Below are 22,066 nucleotides of genomic sequence, written 5' to 3' on the forward strand. Positions count from 1 at the left end.
CATCTTCGTATGTCATTTTTTAAAAAGGTAAGAAACACCATCAACCTGTTAAAGCAGGTAGATATGGATCAGCTCGCCAAGATCAACAGTAAAATTGATCTTACGGAAGCCATGCAAACCCTGGGCAAGCTTGACGACCGGCAACTAGCCGGATTGATGAAAATGTTAAAAACCAAGCGCCGAAAAGGCCAGCATGACCTACCTCCTATCGACGGTGATTTTTACAATCTCGATCTAAGATTGACTGAGGAGCAACGGGAAATTCAGCTGAAGGTGCGCAATTTCATGGAGGATGAGATCAAGCCTCTGGTAAACGAATACTGGAAGAAAGACCAGTTCCCGTTCGAGGTGATCGAAAAATTCAGCAAGCTCAATATCGTTGGTGTGCCTTATGAAGGATATGGCTGCCCGAATTTACCATTTTTAATGGAAGGTATCATCGCGCAGGAAATTGCACGTGTAGATGTTTCTATCTCTACTTTCTTCGGAGTCCATAGTGGTTTAGCGATGGGCTCTATTTATTTATGCGGAAGCGAGGAACAAAAACAGGAATGGTTGCCAAAAATGCAGAAAATGGAGAAGATCGGTGCCTTTGGTCTTACCGAACCTGATGTAGGTTCAGGCGTTGCCGGCGGACTTGAAACCACCTGCAAATTTGATGGAGAGAACTGGGTGCTGAACGGCCAGAAAAAATGGATAGGAAATGCTACTTTTTCTGACGTCACGGTCATCTGGGCTCGAGATCTTGATTCCAACCAGGTCAAGGGATTCCTGGTAAGAAAGGAAAATCCTGGTTTTGAAACCGAAAAGATCAGGGATAAGATGGCACTGCGAATCGTTCAGAATGCCATTATTACTTTGACCGATTGCAAGGTACCTGAAAGCGACCGACTTCAGAATGCCAATTCCTTTAAAGATACCGCCAATGTTTTAAGAATGACCCGTGCCGGAGTAGCCTGGCAGGCGGTGGGCTGTGCCCGCGGCGCTTACGAAAGTGCCTTGAAATACACGAAAAAGAGGGAACAGTTCGGCAGACCAATTGCCTCGTTCCAGCTGGTTCAAAACCACCTGGTTGAAATGTTATCCAACCTTACCTCAATGCAAACCCTTTGTTTCAGATTATCTGAATTACAGGACCAGGACCTGTTAAGAGACGAACATGCCAGTTTAGCTAAGGTTTACTGCAGCATGAGGATGCGTGACGTGGTGAGCCAGGCAAGAGAAGTACTTGGTGGAAACGGAATATTATTAGAATACGACGTGGCTCGCTTTGTGGCAGATGCCGAAGCGATCTACAGTTATGAAGGAACAAAAGAAATCAATTCACTTATAGTTGGCCGAGCCATTACCGGCTACAGCGCCTTTGTTAGTTAAAAAAGAAAAAAAATTTATGTCAGTATTGATTGTAAGTCCGGGAAGAGATCCGGAGGAATGGGTAAAAGCTTTAGAAAACAGACATCCGGGGATGAACATTTACGTATATCCCGAAGAGCATGATACAGAAGAAGTAGAATTTGCACTTACCTGGAATCACCCGAGAGGATTGTTTAAAAATTATCCTAATCTAAAGGTTATAGCCAGTATGGGAGCGGGAGTAGACCATATTCTTAGCGACAGTGCATTGCCGGAAGGGGTCAAAGTAACCAAGGTAGTAGACGACACACTTACCGAAGATATGGGAGATTTCGTATTAAGCCAGGTAATGAACCACATTCGTGACCTGCATTATTATTCCAAGGCGCAGAGAAAAAAGGAATGGGAACAGTTCCAGTACAAGCGCCCACAAAACACTACCGTAGGAATCATGGGACTTGGAGTCCTGGGTAATGCCGTGGCTGGGAAGCTTACCAAGAACTTTTTCAAGGTGAATGCCTGGTCCAGGACCGAAAAAGAATGTGAAGATGTTAAATGTTATCACGGCAAGGACCAGCTGGAAGAATTTCTAAAAAACTCCCAGATCCTGGTTTGCCTTTTACCATTGACCGAAGACACCAAGAACATTCTAAATTCAGATCTTTTTGATATGTTACCGGAAGGTGCTTACGTGATCAACGTAGCGAGAGGGGAACATCTTGTAGAACATGACCTTATGGAAATGATCGACAGTGGTCACCTCTCGGGAGCCTCATTAGATGTATTCCGGGAAGAACCTTTACCGGAAGAACATCCTTTCTGGGAACATCCAAAGATCAATATTACTCCCCATATCGCCAGTGTGACCAAACCAGAATCGGTAGTTGGACAGATCGCTGACAATTACGACCGAATGAAAGAAGATGAACCTCTTGAAAACAAGGTAGAAAAAGATAAAGGTTATTGATAATTAAATCGCTGAGAGATGGATACGTTTAAAAATATCATGGTCGCTGTAGATTTTAATGACAGCATCGGGGAGTTAATGGTTTATGCAGACAGCATTGCCCAGAAGTTTGAATCTAAAGTTTGGGTTCTTCATGTTGCTGAACCCGAACCCGATTTTGTAGGCTACGAGCCAGGGCCACAATATATCCGCGACATAAAAGCCAATGAATATCGCGAGGAACACCGAAACCTTCAGGAGATCTGTAAGAATTTTTTAAGCGAGGAAGTGAAGGCAGATGCATTGTTGATACAAGGTTCTACCGTAGAGACGGTACTTGCTGAAGCCAAGAAACTAAATATTGACCTGCTGATCGTAGGAACTCATAAACACAGCTTCCTTCACAACCTTTTGCAGGAAAGCGTATCCAGAGAACTTATCAAAAAAGCGGAAATTCCCATCATGGCAATTCCGATAGACGAATAATGTTATTAGAAAATTCCCCGAGATATTCGGGGAATTTTTATTTTCACTCCAAACTTCAATATTTTGAAAACAGGAAAGGAACAGCTTAGCAAAGTATCTGAAAGGATTTTACCACATATTCACCGCACGCCGGTGCTTACCTCCAGTTTGATAAACGAAGTGGTAGGAGCCGAAGTTTTCTTTAAATGCGAGAATTTTCAGAAAATGGGTGCCTTTAAGATGCGTGGCGCTACTAATGCCATCCTGAACCTTTCTGAAGAAAAACAAGCCAAAGGAGTGGTGACCCATTCCTCTGGTAACTTCGCCCAGGCCCTTTCACTCGCAGCTAAAAGCCTGAATGTTCCAGCCTATATCGTAATGCCAGATTCGGCTCCTGAGGTCAAAAAAGCAGCAGTACGCACTTATGGCGGACAAATTACCGAATGTCCATCAACTTTAAAGGATCGTGAGGAAGCGGCTAATAGAATTCAAAAAGAAACCGGAGCTACATTTATTCATCCTTCTAACGATATAAATGTGATCCTGGGACAGGGAACTGCAGCGATGGAATTACTGGAGGATTATCCAGACCTGGATCATATTTTCTGTCCCGTAGGAGGTGGCGGACTCATTGCCGGTACTGCCCTCGCTGTGAAACACTTCGGAAAGAACTGCAACTGCATTGGCGGTGAACCTTTGGAAGCCGATGATGCCTGGCGGTCACTCCAATCTGGCAGAATCGAGACCAACAAATATGCAAATACGGTCGCAGACGGTCTAAAAACCCAACTTGGCGACCAGAATTTCCCTATCATCCTGGAAAATGTTGAAGAGATCATAAGAGTTGCCGAAGACGAGATAAAATCTGCCTTAAGGCTTATCTGGGAACGCATGAAGATCATCGTTGAACCCTCCAGCGCGGTGGCACTTGCCGCTGTGATCAAGGAAAAAGAGCGCTTCAAAAACAAAAAGATCGGGATTATCATTTCCGGCGGTAACGTAGACCTTACCAATCTCCCATTTTAGCTTTGACAACCGAAATTGTTACCAGCATTTGCCCAACATGCCTTTGAGAATGTTCCGCGGCATGAAAAAGAGTACCTATTAAAGTAGATCCTATCCTTTTTCTACCAATTCCCACTTTCCGCGTAAGATCTTCCTCCTGCAAACTTTTGAGATACATCACAGCTGAGTCGATAGAGTTTTCGAGATCCTCCAGAAGAGTAGAGAGGCTAAGATCAACATCAGGAATCCCTTCATTATCAAGAAATTTTAATTGCTCTTCATCTAACTGCCGTCCTTTGGCATAGGTTACTAGGCGATTGGTCACGCCAGTTATATGCTGAAGATGGAAAGCCACCGAGGCTCTGCCCGCCGGTCTTTCCCAAAAGAGTTTGGCAGGGAAGCCTTCTAGATAAGCTTCTGCCTCTTCCCTGCTTTGCAGAAGGGCATGTGCCGCCGGCTGGAGCATATCTGACACTCCTTCTATTCTACCTCGCAACCAGTATTCATTTTTTTCATTTTTACTCATTCTACAAATACAGTTGGCTGAATTTTAGTTTTTTATACCATTAAATAAAAGAAATACTATCTTTAAATAAACCAAAAAATTAACTAACCAACAGGTTCACAGATGGAATTGTACCTAACTGTAGTAATAATCGTTATAGGGATCATTCTCTTTGTGCGCGATTATTTCTCGATAGATACCACTTCCATTATCATTATGGCCCTGTTCATCGTTTCGGGAGTCCTGAGTCCTGAAGAAGGTTTTTCAGGATTCAACCATCCTGCCACCATTACCCTGGGCTGTATGTTCGTGGTAAGTGCGGCGGTATTTAAATCGGGAATTATCGATGGCCTGAGCGCCAAATTGATCAAGATAGCGCGCATCAATTATTTTTTCGCTTTGGTCTCACTTTGTGCTACTTCGGCAGTGCTTTCAGCTTTTATCAATGATTCAGCCGTAGTGGCCATCCTCATTCCAGTAGCACTGCTGGTATGTCGTGAAGCCAATATAAGTCCGGCCAGGCTGCTTATCCCTATTTCCTTTTCAGCTTTATTTGGCGGAACCTGTACCCTGATTGGTACTTCCACGAACATACTTGTAAGCAGCTATGCTGAAAAACTGGGCTCAGAAGCCTTTGGTATGTTCGAATTTTCGCTGGCGGCCCTTTGCCTTCTAACCATCGGGATGACCTATATTTTTATAGTCGGCCCCATCATTTTGCCTAAACGTGACCTTCCGGAAACCGCCGGCCTTAAGAAGGAGGCTGAAAAATATATGGCCGAGATCGAACTGCTGGCAGATAGTGATGATATAGACCATTCCATATCTGAATCCAAACTGGTGAACGATTTCAAGGTGCAGATCCTGCGCATCAAAAGAAAACATTACCGGGTTTACGAGATTAACGGAGAGACCGTCCTTAGAGAAAATGACCTGGTCCGCATCCTGGTAGACCCAGTAAACCTGGCTAAGCTCAAGGTTAGGAAAGGTCTTTCGGTAAGGGGAGATAAGGAAAATGTGAATAATGTAAAGCCGAATGATAAACTTGAGGCCGGAAAAAATCCGCCAAAGGAAGAAAAAAAGATCTACGAGGTTATGATCCCCTATGGGTCTGAACTTGCAGGAAGATCGATAAGGCAGATCAACTTCAGGAGTACCTATTATGCTTCGGTCCTGGCCATAAGGCATAGAAAAGAAACCATTACCGAAGACGTTTCCCAGGTGGTGTTAAGGGAAGGCGATATGATGCTGCTTTTTGCTTCAGAAAAGGCCATTTCCCTGCTTACCGGTGAAAAACTAATCGTAACACTTTCAGAATATCAGGGAAGAAGGGTAGATTACAAAAAGGCAATTCCCGCACTTCTCATCGTGATAGGAGTGGTTAGTGCAGCAGCCTTCAATATTACTTCCATCCTAATTAGTGCGATGATTGGGAGTCTTTTATTGGTGACCCTTACTATTTTGAAACCACAGGAGGCCTACGAGGCCATAGAATGGAAGGTGATCTTTATGATCGCCGGGGTTCTCTCCATGGGTAAGGCCCTGGAAAAGACCGGCGGTTCCGATATTATTTCGCAATATATCTATGAATCCCTGGGCAGCCTGGACCCGAGATGGACGCTGAGCCTTATTTTCCTGTTCACCTTCCTCTCTACCAACGTGCTTTCAAGTAAAGCAGCGGCAGCACTTATGACCCCTATCGTGATTAGCCTAGCCGCGGCAATGCAGGTAAGTGAAAAACCATTTTTAATAGGCGTGATGTTCGCCTGTTCCCTCACATTTATGACGCCGGTGAGCTATCCCGTGAATACTATGGTATATGCTCCGGGAAATTATAGGTTCCGAGATTTTTTAAAGTTCGGGACACCCCTTAACTTTATCATCTGGATCGCAGCATCCTTTGTAATTCCAATATTTTTTCCGTTCTGATCATGAGAAGAGTAAAACTTCACAATCCCTTTAAAACAAGAATAATTGATGAAAAGCTGGTACGGGAGCATCTCGCCCTGGAGCGCACCAAGCTGGCCAACGAAAGGACACTGCTCTCTTATATACGTGCCTCCATCTACCTGCTCATTAGCGGCCTGGCCCTGTTACAGATCAAAGAATACCAGGGCATAAGCCTTATGTGGGTAGGATATTTATCCCTATTTATCTGTATACTTTTTATGATCGTGGGCTTTTCAAGGTATATTGCTCTGGAAAGGAAACTCAATAAATTACTGCAACCAGACGAGGAGAAAGATGAGAATAGAAGCAACCAAAACTAAGCCCTGCTCTTGCAACAAATAGTACATTACTCACTTCATTTCCTAGTTATTGGCGGGATCGCCTATCTATACGACAAGGAAAAATGGCTTAAATACTGGCTTATCCTGGCCGCGACCATGCTGGTAGACCTGGACCATTTACTGGCTGTACCCTTGTTCGATCCCGATAGATGCAGTATAGGTTTTCACCCGCTGCATTCTGAAATTGCCATTACTGGCTATGTGCTGGGAATGATCTTTATTAAACACAGGGTTTTAAGGCTCGTATGCATTGGCCTTTTCTTCCATATGTTCACAGATTTCGTAGACTGCATCTGGACCTATGCCAAATGTGCCACCTGTTTGCAGGACGTATTTTAGATGCCCGCGGCCCGGTTAGCCAGTTTATTCAAGGCCTTTTCCATTTTTTCCAGCAATTCATCATTGTTTTTAAGGCCATGCCTTTCCGCTACATAATAAGGATCATTGAAAGAGATATACACATTTCCCGAAGTATCTTCCCAAATGAGCATTTTCTGCGGAAGGTCCAGGGCGATACTCTGCTCCTCCTGCATTAACGGAGTTCCCAATTTCGGGTTTCCGAAGATGATGAGCCTGGTGGGAGAAAGTTTCAGGCCTGAAGTTTTAGCATTTTCCTGATGGTCTATCTCCGCCATAATTCTAATTGCCGGGTTTTCTTCCAAAGCCTGCCTTAAGCTTTCATAGGTTTCTTCAAAATTCCGTGTGCTTTGCTTCGTTACTATTCCTTCTTTAAAGGTATTTTCAACCGAAATCGGATTATCGGCTTCTGTACTCGATTGGGAACTAGCGATTAAAGTAAATACCAGGAAGCTTAAAAAAATAAGTCTTTTCATATTGATTGATTCTAACAAGGATTAGATCCTAATGATTTCATTTTCAGTAATTTAATCATCTTGTTTGAAATCTTAAAATCTGGCTGAAAAAATTCTACCTACTCGCAAAGGGATACTGCCTATTTTAATTCAATTATTTTATCTTTACACTCCTTAATTCAGCCTAAGAAATCAAATTATGCATGTAGCCATCGCCGGAAACATTGGTGCAGGAAAGACCACTCTAACCAGATTATTAGCGAAACATTATAACTGGGAACCTCAATTCGAAGATGTCCTGGAAAACCCATATCTGGAAGATTTTTATAACAAAATGGAACGCTGGTCGTTCAATTTACAGATCTATTTCCTTAACAGCAGGTTTAGACAGATACTTCAGATTAGAGAGAGCGGGAAGAAGATCATTCAGGACAGGACCATCTACGAGGATGCCTACATCTTTGCTCCCAACCTGCATGCGATGGGATTGATGACCAACCGGGATTTTGAGAACTATAAATCCTTATTCGATCTTATGGAAAGCGTGGTTCAGGGCCCAGACCTTCTAATTTATCTTAGAAGCAGCATCCCGAACCTGGTAGCGCAAATTCACAGTCGAGGGAGGGATTATGAGAACACGATATCTATAGATTACCTGAGCAGACTGAACGAACGATACGAAGCCTGGGTACATAATTACGACAAGGGGAACCTGCTGATTATAGATGTAGATAATATTAACTTTGTGGATAATCCGGAAGATCTTGGAGGTATTATTAACAGGATCGACGGGGAGTTACACGGACTTTTTTAAATGAATGGAACTATGGAATCGACAAAATTAAAAAGACCTAAGCACAAGGGATCGCCAAAGTTATTTGACAATCCTATCCTGGAAAAACTAACGCATACGCATATTTCTATTCCCCTAATCATTTTTGGGGTGATCGCCGCGGCGCTGGTTTATTACGGTATCATCGAAAAGGGTTTTGAAGCGCCTGCGATGATAGGGCTGTTCCTGGCCGGGCTTTTCTTTTTCACCTTTATTGAATACGTGATGCACAGGTATCTTTACCATATTCCTGCGACCTCACCCAGAAAACAGAAGCTTTCTTACACCATGCATGGTGTACACCACGATTATCCAAAAGATAAATCCAGGCTGGCTATGCCACCGGTACTGAGTTTAGTAATCGCAACCGTGCTGTTTATCATTTACCGAGCAGTACTGGGCGATTATGTTTTTGGTTTCCTTGCTGGCTTCCTTATTGGATATGCCGGTTACCTGGCGGTACATTATTCGGTACATGCTTTTAAGGTGCCCAATAACTTTTTGAAAATACTTTGGCACCACCACAGTATTCACCACTATCGCGAGCCAGACAGGGCTTTTGGAGTTTCTTCTCCACTATGGGACCAGATCTTCAGGACCATGCCAAGAAAAGCTCCAAAAAATGAACGAGCTGCGGTAGGTACAAGCATTGACCCGAGCTAGAAAAGAACTTTATATCATAAAAAAAGATCCCGAAAATTTCGGGATCTTTTTTTTGATGATAATTTCGGTCTATTCTATAAAACCGTTTTCCCGGGCGTGCTTCAAGGCCTCTTTAGAACTTTCAGCCAGTAGCACAGGCACCGTATCGAAATTATCGATAAGGCTTCTAACCCTTTCCATGCGCTTTTTATGCTTTACGCTTCTCAGGTAGATCGCCAGGATTCGGTCTGAGTACTGTGCCGCTATATCGGTATAAATACTCGCATCGTGTTCCCCACTATCCCCTATCAGAATGAATTTTAGATCTGGGTAAGTTTTAAGGATGTTGGTGATCTCTTTCTGCTTATGGGGTTTTTCGGGTTTTAATGTACTTTCAAAAGGAGTACGAAGATCCCTTAACAGGATTGGCCCCTTCGGAAATTCATTGTGGTCCAGAAACAGCTTTAAATATTCATACATATTCCAGGGACTGTTGCTTAAATAGAACATGGGGTTCTTATTTTCCCCGCTCTTTCCCCTGTGCAGTTTTTGATAAAGATCTGGCGCTCCCTTTAACGGAATTCTTTTATAAGCATTGGTAAGCAGGGAATTTTTAAGCAGTCTCCATTTTAAAAAAGAGGTCACCCCGGTATGTAAGATAGTGTCATCTATATCGCTTATCACTCCAAATTCGGCATCGGCCTGGGGTACCAGGAATTCTCCCCTGGCAGGATCGGCGATAAGGTCTGTGCCGGGCTCCACCTCGTTACGATAATAGATCTCATAGTCTACCCAGCCTTCCCTGGAAGCATGTTCAGATAAATTCTCATCGATGGTCTTATCGAAAAGAAAATAACCCTCATCATTAGTGGTTGCCTTTAAATTGATCTTATCTGGTACGATAAGCTCCATCTGGGCATCGGGGATCTCGAAACTATCAAATTGTTTATAGGTGTTTTTCAGGGTTCGGTAGACCGACTGGTCTTTAACGATCTTAAGGGGTTCATTGTCCAGAACCCTGCCTTTTACATAAAGATGTGAATAAGTACCATAACTACGGTAAGGCACCACGTATACCTGCTCCAGGTTCCGATACCTCCCGAGGATTTTTTTAATGCGTTTGATCATTAAGATAAAAGCTTTGTTTCAATGTACTTCATATTCTGAGAAGCCCCGTAAATAGGGCTAAGTTTTATAAATTATTTAATATTTAAAGCTTATCTAATCTGCCCAGGGCTTTTTCAATATCGGTTCTTTCACTCAGAAGCTTTTTAAAGATATCACCCTTCTCTTCCAGCCTCTCTGGCATATTATGAATATTGAAATCTGTGATCTTCATTCCTTTCTTAAGCTCCTTCCATTGCAAGGGAGCCGAAACCGGGGCACCTCTTTTTGGCCTTACACAGTATGCCGAAGCCAGGGTCTGGCCACGTCGATTCTGCAGATAATCTAGATAGATCTTTCCTTTTCTGTTTTTCACGGCCCGCTCCATACTGGTAAGCTTTCCGGTCTCTTCCTGAATGAAATAACATAGCAGCTTGGTAAAATCCCGCGCTTCTTCATAGGTATACCCGGCATTGAGCGGAATATAGATATGCAGCCCGCTGGAACCTGAAGTTTTCAGCCAGGCATCGATTTTAGCTTTTTCAAGTATTTCATGCCCCGCCTGGGCCACCTCGATCACCTCATCAAAACTGTTCTTATCTGAAGGATCCAGATCTATAACCGCGTAATCGGGCTTATCTAAATTCTGAATTCGGGAATTCCAGGGATTGATCTCAATACAACCCAGATTGGCCATATAGATTAAGCTGGCTTCATTCTGGCATAAAAGGTATTCTATATCTCTCCTGGCCGATTTTGAATAGATACTGGTGGTCTCCAGCCAGCTTTCGTGTAAACCTTCGCTATCCTTCTGGTAAAAGCCATCCTTCTCTATCCCATTGGGATGCCTGTGCAGGTTTTGAGGCCTGTCCTTTAGATAAGGCAAGATATATTCGGAAACTTTGATATAATAATCTATAAGATCATATTTCCGCAGACCCGAATCTGGCCAGTAAACCTTATCCAGGTTTGTCACCTTCACCCTATTCCCATCTATTTCCAGGACGTTATCAGAATCGGCTTTTTTATTCTTTTTCTTTTTTTCCGGAAGGTTTTCGTTATTGAGTTCTTCTGAAGATTTATCCTCTCTAAGACCCTTAAAAACGGGATGCCTCAAACGGCCGGCCATGGTCCATTCAGAAAATGTGACTTCACAAACCAGGCTGGGCTTGATCCAGTTTGCCTGCCTACCCTTAAGATCAGGCTTTTCTTTAAATGCTGAAGTTTTGATCTTCAAGGGTTTCATCTTTTCCAGCAGATTATTTCGAGCTTTATCTGAAAAACCAGTGCCACAGTTCCCAACATATTCCAATTCACCTTCCCGGATTACACCGAGGATCAGGGAACCAAATACGGCTGCTTCAGAATATGTATATCCGCAAATAAGACATTCCAGGCTATTACTTGCTTTTATTTTAAGCCATTTTTCTGTCCGGTAACCTGGACTGTAAGTGGAATCGGCCTTCTTGGCGATCACTCCTTCCATCCCTGCATTTATAGCTTTCTGGTAGAACGCAGTCCCCATGCCTTCTACATGATCACAATAGGTCGCTATCTCTGTATCTTCTAGTACCTCGGGGATCAGGCTCTTGCGCTCCAAAAGCTCAAGGTCAAGCATGCTATGACCGTTAAGAAAGAGCATGTCGAAAACGAAAAACTTCAGTGCACCGGGAGTACCATTATCGTAATTCTGTAATTTCTGAAAATCTGGAATCCCATTTTTATTTACCACCACTACCTCCCCATCTAAGATGGCTTCATGAGGCACCTGTTCCAGGTCCCTTACCAGCTGCGGAAATTTGGAATTATATGAGATTCCATTCCGGGAGTGAAGCTCCACTTTTCCTTTGTATACATGGGCAATCACCCGGTAGCCATCATACTTGAGCTCATAGATCCATTCCGGGTCATTGAAGATCTTACCAGTGGAACTCGCCAGCATAGGTTTTACCGGGTCTTTGAATTTTAATTCTACAAGCTTTCCTTCTTGAGAACCCGATCGTTCTGCCAGTTCCTCGGCATCATATTCCAGTTCGGTCGAAAAGGTATCCTGCTTTTTTATCAGTAACCAGTGGTTCTTCTTTTCTTTACGACTGGTCCTTACCAGGGCAAACTCTCCCCTCAGCTTATTCCCTTTGAAAGTCAGCTTTAGATTACCCGATTTGTATTGTTTTAAAAGGTCTTTGGATGCAGGGGTATCGAATTGACCTTCATCCCAAATACTCATTTCACCTGCCCCGTAATTTCCTTCGGGGATGCTGCCTTCAAAATGTAGATATTTTATGGGATGGTCCTCGGTTTGTATGGCCAGCCTTTTATCCTTTGGATTCATAGAAGGACCCTTGGGTACGGCCCAGCTTTTAAGTACGCCGTCTATTTCCAGACGTAGGTCGTAATGCAACCTGCTGGCCTGGTGACGTTGTATCACGAACCTATGTTTATTTTCCCGGGAAATCTCTCCGCCAGGTTCAGGTGTCTTTTTAAAATCCCTCTTACCAATATAGTCATCCAGGCCCATGGCTTAGGAGGCTTTGTCCTTTTTCTTTTTATCAAGACTGGCTTTTAACTGCGCCATAAGGTCTTTAGCCGGGGTAGGTTCGCTTTCGTAATCTTCCACCTTCGGCTTTTTACCCGTTGATTTGGATTCGATGATCTTCATAAGCTGATCATTATATACATCCTTATACTTTTTAAAATCGAAAGCGGTGGTGTACTGCTTGATAAGGGAAACCGCCATATCTACCTCTTTTTTCTTAAGCTTGGTCTTGGGCAGTTTCAGGTCTTTAGGATCGCGTATCTCCTCTTCGAACCTTATTACATGGAGTACCAGTGCATCCCGGTATACCCCCACCAGGCTGAGATGCTCTTTTTGTCGCATCACAAAAGTGGCCACTCCAAGTTTCCCGGTCTCCTTGAGCGCATCCCTGAGCAGGTTATAAGATTTACCTCCGTCCTTTTGTGGCTCCAGGAAATAAGGTTTTTTGAAAAGCACATCGGCCACTTCGGTCTCCTCTATAAATTCCTCGATATCTATGGTTTTGCTTTTTTTCATATTGGCCTGCTCGAAATCTTCCTTTTCCAGCACCACGTAAGCATCATCTTTTTTGAAACCTTTTACGATATCTTTCCACTCCACTTTTTTACCCGTATCCTCGTTCACGCGTTTGTAGCGAATACGGGAATTGTCCCGGCGGTCGAGCATATCCAGCTCTATTCGCCGGTCTTCTGAACCCGAATAGAGCTTAACCGGTATAGAAACCAGGCCAAAGCTGATGGAACCGTTCCAGATCGAGCGCATGCTAGTGGTTCCTTAAGGCTTTAATGAGTTCATCCTTGGTCATTTCACTCCGACCTTCAATGTCCAGTTCCTTGGCTTTCTCGTATAATTCTTCCTTGGTTCGCTCCTCATATTTATCGGCCTTTCCGCCTTTCTCTCCAGAGTTGGGATCATTGGCAATTCTCGCTGCCTTTTCCTTGCTCATACCCTTATCACGCAATTCTTCATATTGCTCATCATTTTTGATGCTGGGTCCGTGATCTTTAGACATAACTTATTTAATTAGGTTTGCTTAAAACTACGATTTGGGCGGAAAAAACTGAAATTACAACCGGAGGATTAACCAGAGTTTAACTCTAAATTTTAACAACCTTAAACATTTATTAAGAAAATGTGAAAATCTGATGTTCAGAAAATTAGCGCTATACCTCAAAAATCATATTTGGCACATTCTGAAACCTGTTGAAAGAATATTAAAATGAGTTAATTTGGTTAAAATCTTAGTGATTCTTGGGATCTGGCTCTATTTTTATCTACTAACTAAATTCTGAAAAATATAAGAGATAAATCAAATCATTGGAGGACGAATTATGCGGTTTACTGAAAAGAAGAAAACCATTGAATTACTAGAAAAATTAAGAGTTTACAACAAGAAGAGCGCCTATATGTACAAAATTGCAATAGGCAAGGAACACCGACTGATGCTCAAGGATTTCTACCAGCGATTATACCAGCAGAAACTAAGGTTCCTGCAGGAAATCGAAGAAATGATCGAGCAACTGAAAAAGGAAATTTCGCCACTCAAAGATCCGCGCTTACTTTCATTCTATAAGCGCAAGAAATGCGAGTTTTCCAAGAACTACCTGAAGTACAAATTACGGCTGAGATATGCCGATATCCAGAAGAGGGAAATGAAAGCTCACAGGAAATATGAAAAATATCTTTCTAAAACCAGCCATGCATGCGTAAGGGAATTATTCCTGGACCATAAATATTATATCCGGGAAAATCTTCAGGAAATGAACAGCTCCGGGGTTATGAAATTTCCGGTAGCATAAAAAAACCTCCGCCAGAAAGCGGAGGTTTTTATTTTTTTTATCCCCAAGGGTTCTATTCGATTTTATCGATCTTGCTTTTAACTTCAGCTTCGGTTCCTTCGAATTCAAAGGTTTCGGTTTCTTCTTCCCCGTTCTCAATTTTAGTTACCACTACGTTAGCAGTAACAAAATCATCTTCAGAATTTTTATCCATTTTCACTTCCTTGGAAATCGTCTTTGAATCCTTGCTCCCGGAAACCATGACCTTCTCATTCAGGTTAGGGATATCACCTTCGGTATGTCCGCCTAAAATTGGTGCTATCACCAGGCCAATAAGACATGTAAGTTTGATAAGGATATTCATCGATGGCCCGGAAGTATCCTTGAAAGGATCACCTACCGTATCACCGGTAACCGCAGCTTTGTGCGCATCTGAACCTTTATAGGTCATCTCACCATTGATCATCACCCCGGCCTCGAAAGATTTCTTGGCATTGTCCCAGGCTCCACCTGCATTATTCTGAAAGATCGCCCAGAGCACACCGCTTACCGTAACCCCGGCCATATAACCTCCAAGCATCTCGGCAATTAGTACGTTTTCATATCCAAAAAGTTTCGGAATAAAGGCGATGAGGATAGGAAATCCAATGGTGATCACTCCAGGAAGCAACATTTCTTTCAGGGCTGCTTCTGTAGAAATCGCCACACATTTGTCATATTCCGGCTTACCGGTACCTTCCATGATACCAGGAATATCCTTGAACTGTCTCCTAACTTCGCGCACCATTTGCATGGCGGCCTTACCCACAGAACTCATGGCCAGGGCCGAAAATACCACTGGCACCATTCCTCCTACGAAAAGCATGGCCAGCACCGGAGCTTTAAAGATATTGATCCCGTCGATTCCGGTAAAGGTTACATAGGCGGCAAAAAGAGCAAGAGAGGTAAGGGCTGCAGAGGCTATGGCAAATCCTTTCCCGGTAGCGGCGGTAGTGTTTCCAACGGAATCCAGGATATCTGTACGTTCTCTCACTATTGGTTCCTGCTCGCTCATTTCAGCAATTCCCCCGGCGTTATCTGCGATAGGTCCAAAGGCATCAATAGCCAGCTGCATGGCCGTTGTAGCCATCATGGCTGAAGCCGCCAGCGCTACCCCGTAGAATCCGGCGAAGGCATAAGAGGCCCATATGGCCACGGCGAACAATAAAATGGAGAAAAAAGTGGAGATCATTCCGGTAGACAGGCCGGCGATGATATTCGTCGCTGCCCCTGTACTCGAGTTCTGTACGATTCCCAGAACAGGTTTTTTTCCGAGACCTGTATAATATTCGGTTACCGCAGAGATCACTCCTCCTACGATGATACCAACCAGGCAGGCATAGAATACATTAAGTGAACTAATAGAGATCATTTCAAAACCTTCCTGGCCTCCCACAAAGAATCCCATGGTCATAGGCTCTGCAGGCAGCATCCAGGTCACCAGGAAGTAACTGGCTACCGCCACTAAAAAGATAGAGAACCAGTTCCCTATGTTCAGGGCTTTCTGGACTTCTGCCTCCTTGGCATCATTAGATTTTATTCTTACCAGTAAAGTACCAATGATAGAAATTATGATCCCGGCACCTGCAATGGCCATTGGCAATAGAATCGGGCCTATTCCGCCAAAACCTTCCCCGGTGATATCTCCACCCATATCCTTGATGATATAGTTTCCCAGTACCATCGCGGCAAGAACGGTAGCTACATAACTACCAAAAAGGTCGGCTCCCATCCCGGCAACATCTCCAACGTTATCCCCAACGTTATCTGCAATAGTGGCCGGGTTACGGGGATCATCTTCAGGGATCCCTGCCTCTACCTTACCTACCAGGTCGGCTCCAACATCGGCAGCCTTGGTATAGATCCCTCCACCCACACGGGCGAAAAGCGCAATAGATTCAGCTCCAAGTGAGAAGCCGGCAAGGGTTTCCAGAACAACCGTCATCTGATCTGTATTGGTCCATTCCCCACCCATAAAATAATTGAAGAACAAGATAAAGAAACCGGTAAGGCCCAGAACGGCAAGGCCGGCAACTCCAAGACCCATCACGGTACCGCCTCCAAAAGACACATTAAGCGCCTTGGGCAGGCTGGTCCTGGCGGCCTGGGTGGTTCTAACATTAGACTGGGTAGCGATCTTCATTCCCATATTCCCGGCAAGGGCCGAGAAAAAGGCTCCAAAAATAAAGGCTACGATAATAAGATAATGGGTAGTGGGGACAAAGTAAGCGATCGCGGCCAGGGCTATACTTGCGCCGATCACGAAAAAAGACAATAATTTATATTCTGCTTTTAAGAAGGCGAGGGCGCCTTCGTAGATGTGAGCTGAAATTTCTTTCATTTTTCCGTCACCGGAGTCCTGTTTCATCACCCAGGATCTTTTGACCCACATATAAATGAGTCCGATTATTGCCAGCACCGCAGGCATATAAATCATTATTGCTTCCATATTTTAGCTAGGTTAAATGTTAATAGTTTATTAATGCCAGCTAATGTAGTAAAAACAGCAAGAATTAAAAAAGCAATAACTTTTTAGGGTTATTGCTTTCAATATCTCAATATATAAGGAGAATAATTAGGATTATATACCGAAGCGAGATTTATCACCTTCGTAATTCTCAAATCTCTCAACACATTGTCTAATGATCTCACGTGCCTCTTCAGCATCTCCAAAATCACCAGTATCTACCTTTTTCTTCTCAAGGTCTTTGTATACTTTAAAGAAATGTTCGATCTCCTTGATCATATGTCCATTAAGCTCTTTAAGGTCGTTCAGTCTGTTCCAGATAGGATCTGAAACCGGCACACAGATGATCTTCTCATCAGGTCCTTTTTCATCGGCCATATGGAAAACACCAATAGGCTTCACCTCCATTACGATCCCCGGGAAAGTTGGTTCTGAGACCAGTACCAGTACATCCAGTGGATCTTCATCTAGTGCAAGCGTATTAGGAATAAACCCGTAATCTGCAGGATACATCATCGAAGAGAAGATCATCCTGTCGTAACGAACCTTTTTCAGTTCAAAATCATATTCGTATTTGTTTCTACTCCCTTTAGGGATCTCGATCAATACATCAAAAGTATCAGACATTTTTGTTTGTTTTCTTCATTAAAATTAAGGGCTGCAAATATAGTTAATTCTGATATTTAAACTATTAACTAAAAGTGAAATCCGAAGTCTATTGTAAATGCCATCGACCTGGCATCTGGATTATCAAAATAATTACCCCTGAAGTGTACATCGAAACGCATTACCTTAAGAATATTCCCTATCCCGAAACTATACTCGTAGAATGGATCTGAATCTGGCGCCACCAGCGGTAGACCGGAAGCATCTATGCTTTTGCTTTCTTCTGAAATATCTCCCCATACGGCCCTGAAGCCAATAAGCTCCCTTAAATTGAGCTCTCTTAATAGCGGAATTCTTGAGAGAAATCTTCCGTTAAAATTATGGCTTAAATGCACCGCCGTGTAAGAATCGGTGACAAATTCGTAGAAATCAAGTGTAGGAAAGGTGTTATAAAGAGCGAAATAGGTCTGGTTCCCCGGAACCACGCTTAGCAAACCTAAAGGAACTGCGCCAAAGGTCTTCCCCGCCTCGAGGCTAAGATTAGACCTGCCCAGTCCACCAACCAGTAACGGCTGGTTGTAGAAGAACTGTACTTTTTTATAATCGAAATCACTGTTGAAGATATCCTTTACTCCCAGGCTGTAATTCAGAAAAAGGGTGGGGAATTCATCTTCGTTCACCACGTTACGTTCTACCCCGTAACCGGACAGCTTCCTTCCGGGCGTCCAGGTGAAAATGGTCGAAATCTCGGTCTGGTTGATTTCTGAATCTATGATGGTCCTGTCTTCATCAACATAATAATCCAGGCTGAAACCTTCAGATGCCGGTTTCAATTCCCGATAGTTCGCCCCTAACCTCACTGTGAAATTCTTCAGGGGTTCCATTTCTATGGCAAATACACTTAGATTGATCGAACTCAGCTTATCGGTGTCCCCAACGTTCAGAAGTGAGGAAGAGGCCAGGCTACGGCCCAGCACATCGGTAGAATTGGTAAGACTGGTCCCCAGCTGCTCTACATCCCTACGGTTACCGCCGCCAACGATTAATCTTGATTTTTGATCCAGCAGGATCTTTGCGGAAATTCCATATTTGAACTTATTGTCCTTAAAACCATAAGCGCCATAAGCCTCTATCCTCCAGGGATCGCTTTGTCCAAAATAGGTTCTCCCGCCAAACCTGGTACGAACGCCTTCTACATCGTTAAAACCAAAGGTGGAATAAACAGGTCCGTAATCCCAGCCTTCAAAATCCACATATCCAGACTGGATAATGGTAGCTACATCGTACAGGCGGTTAAATGCCCTGGTCTTGGTGAGACTGTCCAGCATGACGTAGATACCCTGCTCGTCCTCATTGAGCTTTTCCATACGGTTCTCTTCCCAGAATTCCTCGCTGCGATCATAGGCCTGGGCCTGGGGATTATAAACGGGTTGCTTATAAAAGGAAGTCGGGCGCTCGTTATTGAACTCATATTCATCATACAACAGGGTTCGCTTGGCATAGATCCCCTTAGACTTTTTCTTCTTGTTCAGGGCGAAATCGGCCATGAAAAAATCACGAGTAATCAGGAAAACCGAGTCGTTCAAGACCTTAAAATCCTGCTCGATATAGACCTGTTTTATCCAGTTGATATTAACGTCCTTAGTGGTTTCCATGTTAATATTCTTAACCGCCCAGGTGGTATCGTTCACCCAGAAATCTCCCTTAAAGGTTAGCTCGTTCTCCCGCCTGGGGTAATAGACGATATTATAACACCATTTATTGTCTATATACGCACTGTCTGACAACACATAATTATAGGTGTCTATTCCCGTGGTCGAAACCGGGCTAACGAAGCTCTTATCGAAGAATTTGATATAATTCTTATAAATGTCATAATCATCATATACTTCCTTGACGAAATCTATCAGGTTCCTGTTCTGGTTAAAACCCGAGTTCTTATTCCCAAGAAGCACTTCTTTCTTTTCATTCAGCTTATTATCGCCGTAAACCTTATAGACAGATTCATTGATAAACATAGGCAGGTAAGTCTTGCCCGTAACCGCATTGGTATCGGCATAATCAAAGATGAATTCCATCCCATTAAAAAGCGGGTTTTTGATGAGACTGCTGTCTATGGTATTAATGTCGAATTCCAGTTTTTCATATTCCTTATAGGAATATTGCTCGAAAGCGCGCACCCCGTTCTTCCTCCTGTTCTCCCATACCTTTTTAAGAATGTCTATGGCAGGATTATTTTTTTTCGAGGTTTTCCCGCGGTAGATCACAACTTCATCCAGGCTTGACGCCTCCTGATTCAGGGTGATCTCCATATTCAGGTTCACCGAAGATTTCAACGGAATTCTTGTTGTTTCATAACCAATAAAAGAAACTACCAGGGTATCATAATCTTCCTCTGCCTGCAGGTAGAACTCTCCATCTTCGTTGGTGGTGGTCCCGGTAGAGGAACTGGCAAACACCACGTTGGCGAAAGGCACAGTCTTTCCTGCATCGTCATTCACCACGCCTCCAACTTTGGTTTGGGCCTGCAGCAGGTTGAGACTGAAAAGAAAAAGGAAAAAAATGTAGGCTTGTTTGCTCATTTTTGGATAAAAAAAAACTTCATCGGAAAGATGAAGTTTCAAATATAGGTTGATTAATACTACTTATACATGACCTTTTTCACAGCTTTAACAACATCTTCGCTGTTAGGCAGCCATTCCTCTAAAAGAACAGGTGAATAAGGTGCCGGGGTATCGGCAGTATTTAATTTTACGATTGGCGCATCTAGGTAATCGAATGCTTTAGACTGTACCTGGTAAGTGATCTCTGTTGCTACGTTTCCAAAAGGCCAGGCCTCCTCAAGGATCACCAGGCGGTTGGTTTTCTTTACAGATTCAAGAATGGCATCATGATCCATAGGGCGTACCGTTCTAAGGTCAATGATCTCGCAGGAGATATCTTCTTCAGCCAACTTATCTGCGGCCTTATATGCTTCCTTGATGATCTTACCAAAAGATACGATGGTCACATCGCTACCTTCTCTTTTAATATCGGCCTTACCAATCTCGATCACGTACTCATCTTCTGGCACTTCTCCTTTATCACCATACATCTGCTCGCTTTCCATGAAGATCACAGGATCGTCGTCACGAATAGCAGCCTTTAAAAGACCTTTAGCATCGTAAGGATTAGAAGGCACGATCACCTTTAATCCAGGAGTATTGGCATACCAGCTTTCGAAAGCCTGAGAGTGGGTTGCTCCTAACTGACCCGCTGAACCTGTAGGCCCACGGAAAACGATAGGAATATTGAATTGCCCGCCACTCATCTGTCTCATTTTAGCGGCGTTGTTAATAATCTGATCAATTCCAACAAGAGAAAAGTTGAAGGTCATGAATTCAATAATAGGCCTGTTACCGTTCATTGCCGAACCAACCCCGATCCCGGCAAAACCAAGTTCTGCAATTGGAGTATCGATAACTCTTTCCGGACCAAATTCGTCGAGCATTCCTTTAGAAGCCTTATAAGCTCCGTTATATTCAGCAACTTCCTCTCCCATTAAGTAGATGCTGTCGTCGCGACGCATTTCTTCGCTCATAGCCTCGGCAACGGCTTCTCTAAATTGAATTGTCCTCATTATATAATATATTGTTTTTTATTCCTGCATGGCAAAAATAGTAATTCATTAAGGTATATACCATATTTGCCGATTAAAATTTTCCCAAGAGCCGTAAGTTGAAAACAGCTAATAGTCATTTTAAGAAACTTCTCAGAAATTGATAGCTTATTATGAACTTAAGCCCCATTTAATGCCAAATCATTAAACATTACTTAAAAATACTCCCTAAATTTTAGGTAAATTTATTATGCATGCATAGCAATTTTTGGATAAAAATACTTACCTTCGTCAGCGAAAACGATTTATTAAAAAAATAAACTTATATATGAAAATCTTAGTATGTATTAGTCACGTGCCTGACACTACATCAAAAATCAATTTCACTGATGGAGACACTAAATTCGACACTAATGGAGTGCAATTTGTGATCAACCCTAACGATGAATTTGGTCTTACCAGAGCTATGTGGTTCAAAGAAAAGCAAGGTGCGAGTGTAGATGTTGTGAATGTTGGAGGAGCCGATACCGAGCCTACCCTTAGAAAAGCCCTCGCTATTGGAGCAGATAGCGCGATTCGCGTGAATACTCCTGCTACCGATGGTTTCCAGGTTGCGAAAGAACTTGCCAAAGTAGTCAAGGATGGCGGGTACGACCTTGTGATCGCTGGTAGAGAATCTATCGATTATAACGGAGGAATGGTACCGGGAATGCTAGCCGGTCTTTTAGATGCTAATTTCATCAATAACTGTATCAGCCTTGAAGTAGAAGGCGAAAAAGCTACCGCGGTTCGTGAGATAGATGGTGGTAAAGAAACCTTAACCGCATCTCTTCCGCTAGTTATTGGAGGTCAGAAAGGTCTTGTAGAGGAAAGTGACCTGCGCATCCCGAATATGAGAGGGATCATGCAGGCTCGTAAGAAGCCATTGAACGTAGTAGAGCCAGCCGATACTTCTGTGAAGACCGAAGCTGTAAAGTTTGAAAAGCCAGCTCCAAAAGGAGATGTAAAACTTATTGACCCGGACAATCTTGATGAGTTGATCGACCTGCTTCACAACGAGGCTAAAGCGATCTAATTAGAATAGCTC

General features: G+C 43.3%; 21 protein-coding genes. 11 read left to right on the forward strand and 10 right to left on the reverse strand.

The features are described 5' to 3' along the window. Positions 1-9 precede the first annotated feature (9 nt). From FLP08_RS05350 to FLP08_RS05365, 4 genes are all read left to right on the forward strand, one after another. Positions 10-1,374 carry an acyl-CoA dehydrogenase family protein gene (locus tag FLP08_RS05350; protein ID WP_156274798.1) on the forward strand — a complete coding sequence of 455 codons (1,365 nt, stop codon included), beginning with the start codon at positions 10-12 and terminating at the stop codon, positions 1,372-1,374. 16 nt (positions 1,375-1,390) lie between these two features. Continuing rightward, a complete protein-coding gene (locus tag FLP08_RS05355) occupies positions 1,391-2,320 on the forward strand; it encodes a 2-hydroxyacid dehydrogenase (protein ID WP_156274800.1) in 930 nt (309 codons plus the stop codon). A gap of 18 nt (positions 2,321-2,338) precedes the next feature. After that, positions 2,339-2,785, forward strand: coding sequence for a universal stress protein (locus tag FLP08_RS05360; RefSeq protein WP_156274803.1), 447 nt, complete (start codon positions 2,339-2,341; stop codon positions 2,783-2,785). 63 nt (positions 2,786-2,848) lie between these two features. Continuing rightward, on the forward strand, positions 2,849-3,790 hold the full coding sequence (locus FLP08_RS05365; RefSeq protein ID WP_156274805.1) for a threonine ammonia-lyase: 942 nt from the start codon (positions 2,849-2,851) through the stop codon (positions 3,788-3,790). Here the strand turns inward: FLP08_RS05365 and FLP08_RS05370 are convergent. Further along, a complete protein-coding gene (locus FLP08_RS05370; RefSeq protein ID WP_156274807.1) occupies positions 3,771-4,295 on the reverse strand; it encodes a DinB family protein in 525 nt (174 codons plus the stop codon). The two genes, FLP08_RS05365 and FLP08_RS05370, sit on opposite strands and share 20 nt — an antisense overlap. Before the next feature lie 102 nt (positions 4,296-4,397). Between FLP08_RS05370 and FLP08_RS05375 the strand changes: the two genes are divergently transcribed. Genes FLP08_RS05375 through FLP08_RS05385 form a run of 3 tightly spaced genes read left to right on the forward strand, consistent with a single transcriptional unit; the run spans position 4,398 to position 6,904 of the window. Further along, positions 4,398-6,203 carry an SLC13 family permease gene (locus FLP08_RS05375; RefSeq protein WP_156274809.1) on the forward strand — a complete coding sequence of 602 codons (1,806 nt, stop codon included), beginning with the start codon at positions 4,398-4,400 and terminating at the stop codon, positions 6,201-6,203. A gap of 2 nt (positions 6,204-6,205) precedes the next feature. Continuing rightward, positions 6,206-6,544 (forward strand): DUF202 domain-containing protein, encoded by a 339-nt coding sequence (locus FLP08_RS05380; protein WP_156274810.1) that lies wholly within the window; start codon positions 6,206-6,208, stop codon positions 6,542-6,544. A gap of 9 nt (positions 6,545-6,553) precedes the next feature. Beyond that, positions 6,554-6,904 (forward strand): DUF6122 family protein, encoded by a 351-nt coding sequence (locus FLP08_RS05385; RefSeq protein WP_341484972.1) that lies wholly within the window; start codon positions 6,554-6,556, stop codon positions 6,902-6,904. Here the strand turns inward: FLP08_RS05385 and FLP08_RS05390 are convergent. Next, a complete protein-coding gene (locus tag FLP08_RS05390) occupies positions 6,901-7,398 on the reverse strand; it encodes a DUF302 domain-containing protein (protein WP_156274814.1) in 498 nt (165 codons plus the stop codon). The genes FLP08_RS05385 and FLP08_RS05390 overlap by 4 nt on opposite strands. Before the next feature lie 178 nt (positions 7,399-7,576). Between FLP08_RS05390 and FLP08_RS05395 the strand changes: the two genes are divergently transcribed. Together FLP08_RS05395 and FLP08_RS05400 are read left to right on the forward strand one after the other, a co-directional pair. Beyond that, entirely contained in the window at positions 7,577-8,191 is a 615-nt protein-coding gene (locus FLP08_RS05395; protein WP_156274816.1) for a deoxynucleoside kinase, read from the forward strand. Between the two features lie 12 nt (positions 8,192-8,203). Beyond that, entirely contained in the window at positions 8,204-8,872 is a 669-nt protein-coding gene (locus tag FLP08_RS05400) for a sterol desaturase family protein (protein ID WP_238388444.1), read from the forward strand. A 69-nt stretch (positions 8,873-8,941) separates the two neighbouring features. Here FLP08_RS05400 and FLP08_RS05405 read toward each other — a convergent pair whose 3' ends face one another. From FLP08_RS05405 to FLP08_RS05420, 4 genes are all read right to left on the reverse strand, one after another. Next, positions 8,942-9,979 carry an App1 family protein phosphatidate phosphatase gene (locus tag FLP08_RS05405; protein WP_156274820.1) on the reverse strand — a complete coding sequence of 346 codons (1,038 nt, stop codon included), beginning with the start codon at positions 9,977-9,979 and terminating at the stop codon, positions 8,942-8,944. An 82-nt stretch (positions 9,980-10,061) separates the two neighbouring features. After that, positions 10,062-12,473 carry a DNA ligase D gene (gene ligD, locus FLP08_RS05410; protein WP_156274822.1) on the reverse strand — a complete coding sequence of 804 codons (2,412 nt, stop codon included), beginning with the start codon at positions 12,471-12,473 and terminating at the stop codon, positions 10,062-10,064. A gap of 3 nt (positions 12,474-12,476) precedes the next feature. Further along, entirely contained in the window at positions 12,477-13,253 is a 777-nt protein-coding gene (ku, locus tag FLP08_RS05415; protein ID WP_156274824.1) for a non-homologous end joining protein Ku, read from the reverse strand. A 1-nt stretch (position 13,254) separates the two neighbouring features. Then, positions 13,255-13,503 carry a DUF7218 family protein gene (locus FLP08_RS05420; RefSeq protein WP_156274825.1) on the reverse strand — a complete coding sequence of 83 codons (249 nt, stop codon included), beginning with the start codon at positions 13,501-13,503 and terminating at the stop codon, positions 13,255-13,257. Between the two features lie 394 nt (positions 13,504-13,897). On the opposite strand from FLP08_RS05420, the gene FLP08_RS05425 reads away from it, so the two are divergent. Continuing rightward, positions 13,898-14,290 (forward strand): hypothetical protein, encoded by a 393-nt coding sequence (locus tag FLP08_RS05425; protein WP_156274826.1) that lies wholly within the window; start codon positions 13,898-13,900, stop codon positions 14,288-14,290. A gap of 52 nt (positions 14,291-14,342) precedes the next feature. On the opposite strand, the gene FLP08_RS05430 is transcribed toward FLP08_RS05425, so the two are convergent. The 4 genes from FLP08_RS05430 to FLP08_RS05445 form a co-directional block, all read right to left on the reverse strand. Then, positions 14,343-16,757: a sodium-translocating pyrophosphatase gene (locus tag FLP08_RS05430; RefSeq protein WP_156274827.1), complete on the reverse strand. Its 2,415-nt coding sequence runs from the start codon at positions 16,755-16,757 to the stop codon at positions 14,343-14,345. A gap of 132 nt (positions 16,758-16,889) precedes the next feature. Continuing rightward, positions 16,890-17,402: an inorganic diphosphatase gene (locus FLP08_RS05435; RefSeq protein WP_156274828.1), complete on the reverse strand. Its 513-nt coding sequence runs from the start codon at positions 17,400-17,402 to the stop codon at positions 16,890-16,892. 68 nt (positions 17,403-17,470) lie between these two features. Then, positions 17,471-19,963: a DUF5686 and carboxypeptidase-like regulatory domain-containing protein gene (locus FLP08_RS05440; protein ID WP_202912749.1), complete on the reverse strand. Its 2,493-nt coding sequence runs from the start codon at positions 19,961-19,963 to the stop codon at positions 17,471-17,473. A 59-nt stretch (positions 19,964-20,022) separates the two neighbouring features. After that, positions 20,023-21,000, reverse strand: coding sequence for a pyruvate dehydrogenase complex E1 component subunit beta (locus FLP08_RS05445; RefSeq protein WP_156274830.1), 978 nt, complete (start codon positions 20,998-21,000; stop codon positions 20,023-20,025). Between the two features lie 307 nt (positions 21,001-21,307). Here FLP08_RS05445 and FLP08_RS05450 point away from each other — a divergent pair, with 307 nt between their 5' ends. After that, positions 21,308-22,054 (forward strand): electron transfer flavoprotein subunit beta/FixA family protein, encoded by a 747-nt coding sequence (locus tag FLP08_RS05450; RefSeq protein WP_156274831.1) that lies wholly within the window; start codon positions 21,308-21,310, stop codon positions 22,052-22,054. Positions 22,055-22,066 lie beyond the last annotated feature (12 nt).

Origin of the sequence: Christiangramia aestuarii (assembly GCF_009735585.1) — a bacterium.
In the GTDB taxonomy this organism is placed as follows: domain Bacteria; phylum Bacteroidota; class Bacteroidia; order Flavobacteriales; family Flavobacteriaceae; genus Christiangramia; species Christiangramia aestuarii.

What these genes read in the sequence shown, in the direction of transcription:
- ku (WP_156274824.1), bottom strand. Translation starts at nt 13,253, where the DNA reads ATGCGCTCGATCTGGAACGGTTCCATCAGCTTTGGCCTGGTTTCTATA.
- FLP08_RS05350 (WP_156274798.1), top strand. Translation starts at nt 10, where the DNA reads ATGTCATTTTTTAAAAAGGTAAGAAACACCATCAACCTGTTAAAGCAG.
- FLP08_RS05430 (WP_156274827.1), bottom strand. Translation starts at nt 16,757, where the DNA reads ATGGAAGCAATAATGATTTATATGCCTGCGGTGCTGGCAATAATCGGA.
- FLP08_RS05435 (WP_156274828.1), bottom strand. Translation starts at nt 17,402, where the DNA reads ATGTCTGATACTTTTGATGTATTGATCGAGATCCCTAAAGGGAGTAGA.
- ligD (WP_156274822.1), bottom strand. Translation starts at nt 12,473, where the DNA reads ATGGGCCTGGATGACTATATTGGTAAGAGGGATTTTAAAAAGACACCT.
- FLP08_RS05420 (WP_156274825.1), bottom strand. Translation starts at nt 13,503, where the DNA reads ATGTCTAAAGATCACGGACCCAGCATCAAAAATGATGAGCAATATGAA.
- FLP08_RS05440 (WP_202912749.1), bottom strand. Translation starts at nt 19,963, where the DNA reads ATGAGCAAACAAGCCTACATTTTTTTCCTTTTTCTTTTCAGTCTCAAC.
- FLP08_RS05390 (WP_156274814.1), bottom strand. Translation starts at nt 7,398, where the DNA reads ATGAAAAGACTTATTTTTTTAAGCTTCCTGGTATTTACTTTAATCGCT.
- FLP08_RS05355 (WP_156274800.1), top strand. Translation starts at nt 1,391, where the DNA reads ATGTCAGTATTGATTGTAAGTCCGGGAAGAGATCCGGAGGAATGGGTA.
- FLP08_RS05405 (WP_156274820.1), bottom strand. Translation starts at nt 9,979, where the DNA reads ATGATCAAACGCATTAAAAAAATCCTCGGGAGGTATCGGAACCTGGAG.
- FLP08_RS05380 (WP_156274810.1), top strand. Translation starts at nt 6,206, where the DNA reads ATGAGAAGAGTAAAACTTCACAATCCCTTTAAAACAAGAATAATTGAT.
- FLP08_RS05370 (WP_156274807.1), bottom strand. Translation starts at nt 4,295, where the DNA reads ATGAGTAAAAATGAAAAAAATGAATACTGGTTGCGAGGTAGAATAGAA.
- FLP08_RS05395 (WP_156274816.1), top strand. Translation starts at nt 7,577, where the DNA reads ATGCATGTAGCCATCGCCGGAAACATTGGTGCAGGAAAGACCACTCTA.
- FLP08_RS05400 (WP_238388444.1), top strand. Translation starts at nt 8,204, where the DNA reads ATGGAATCGACAAAATTAAAAAGACCTAAGCACAAGGGATCGCCAAAG.
- FLP08_RS05450 (WP_156274831.1), top strand. Translation starts at nt 21,308, where the DNA reads ATGAAAATCTTAGTATGTATTAGTCACGTGCCTGACACTACATCAAAA.
- FLP08_RS05375 (WP_156274809.1), top strand. Translation starts at nt 4,398, where the DNA reads ATGGAATTGTACCTAACTGTAGTAATAATCGTTATAGGGATCATTCTC.
- FLP08_RS05445 (WP_156274830.1), bottom strand. Translation starts at nt 21,000, where the DNA reads ATGAGGACAATTCAATTTAGAGAAGCCGTTGCCGAGGCTATGAGCGAA.
- FLP08_RS05425 (WP_156274826.1), top strand. Translation starts at nt 13,898, where the DNA reads ATGTACAAAATTGCAATAGGCAAGGAACACCGACTGATGCTCAAGGAT.
- FLP08_RS05360 (WP_156274803.1), top strand. Translation starts at nt 2,339, where the DNA reads ATGGATACGTTTAAAAATATCATGGTCGCTGTAGATTTTAATGACAGC.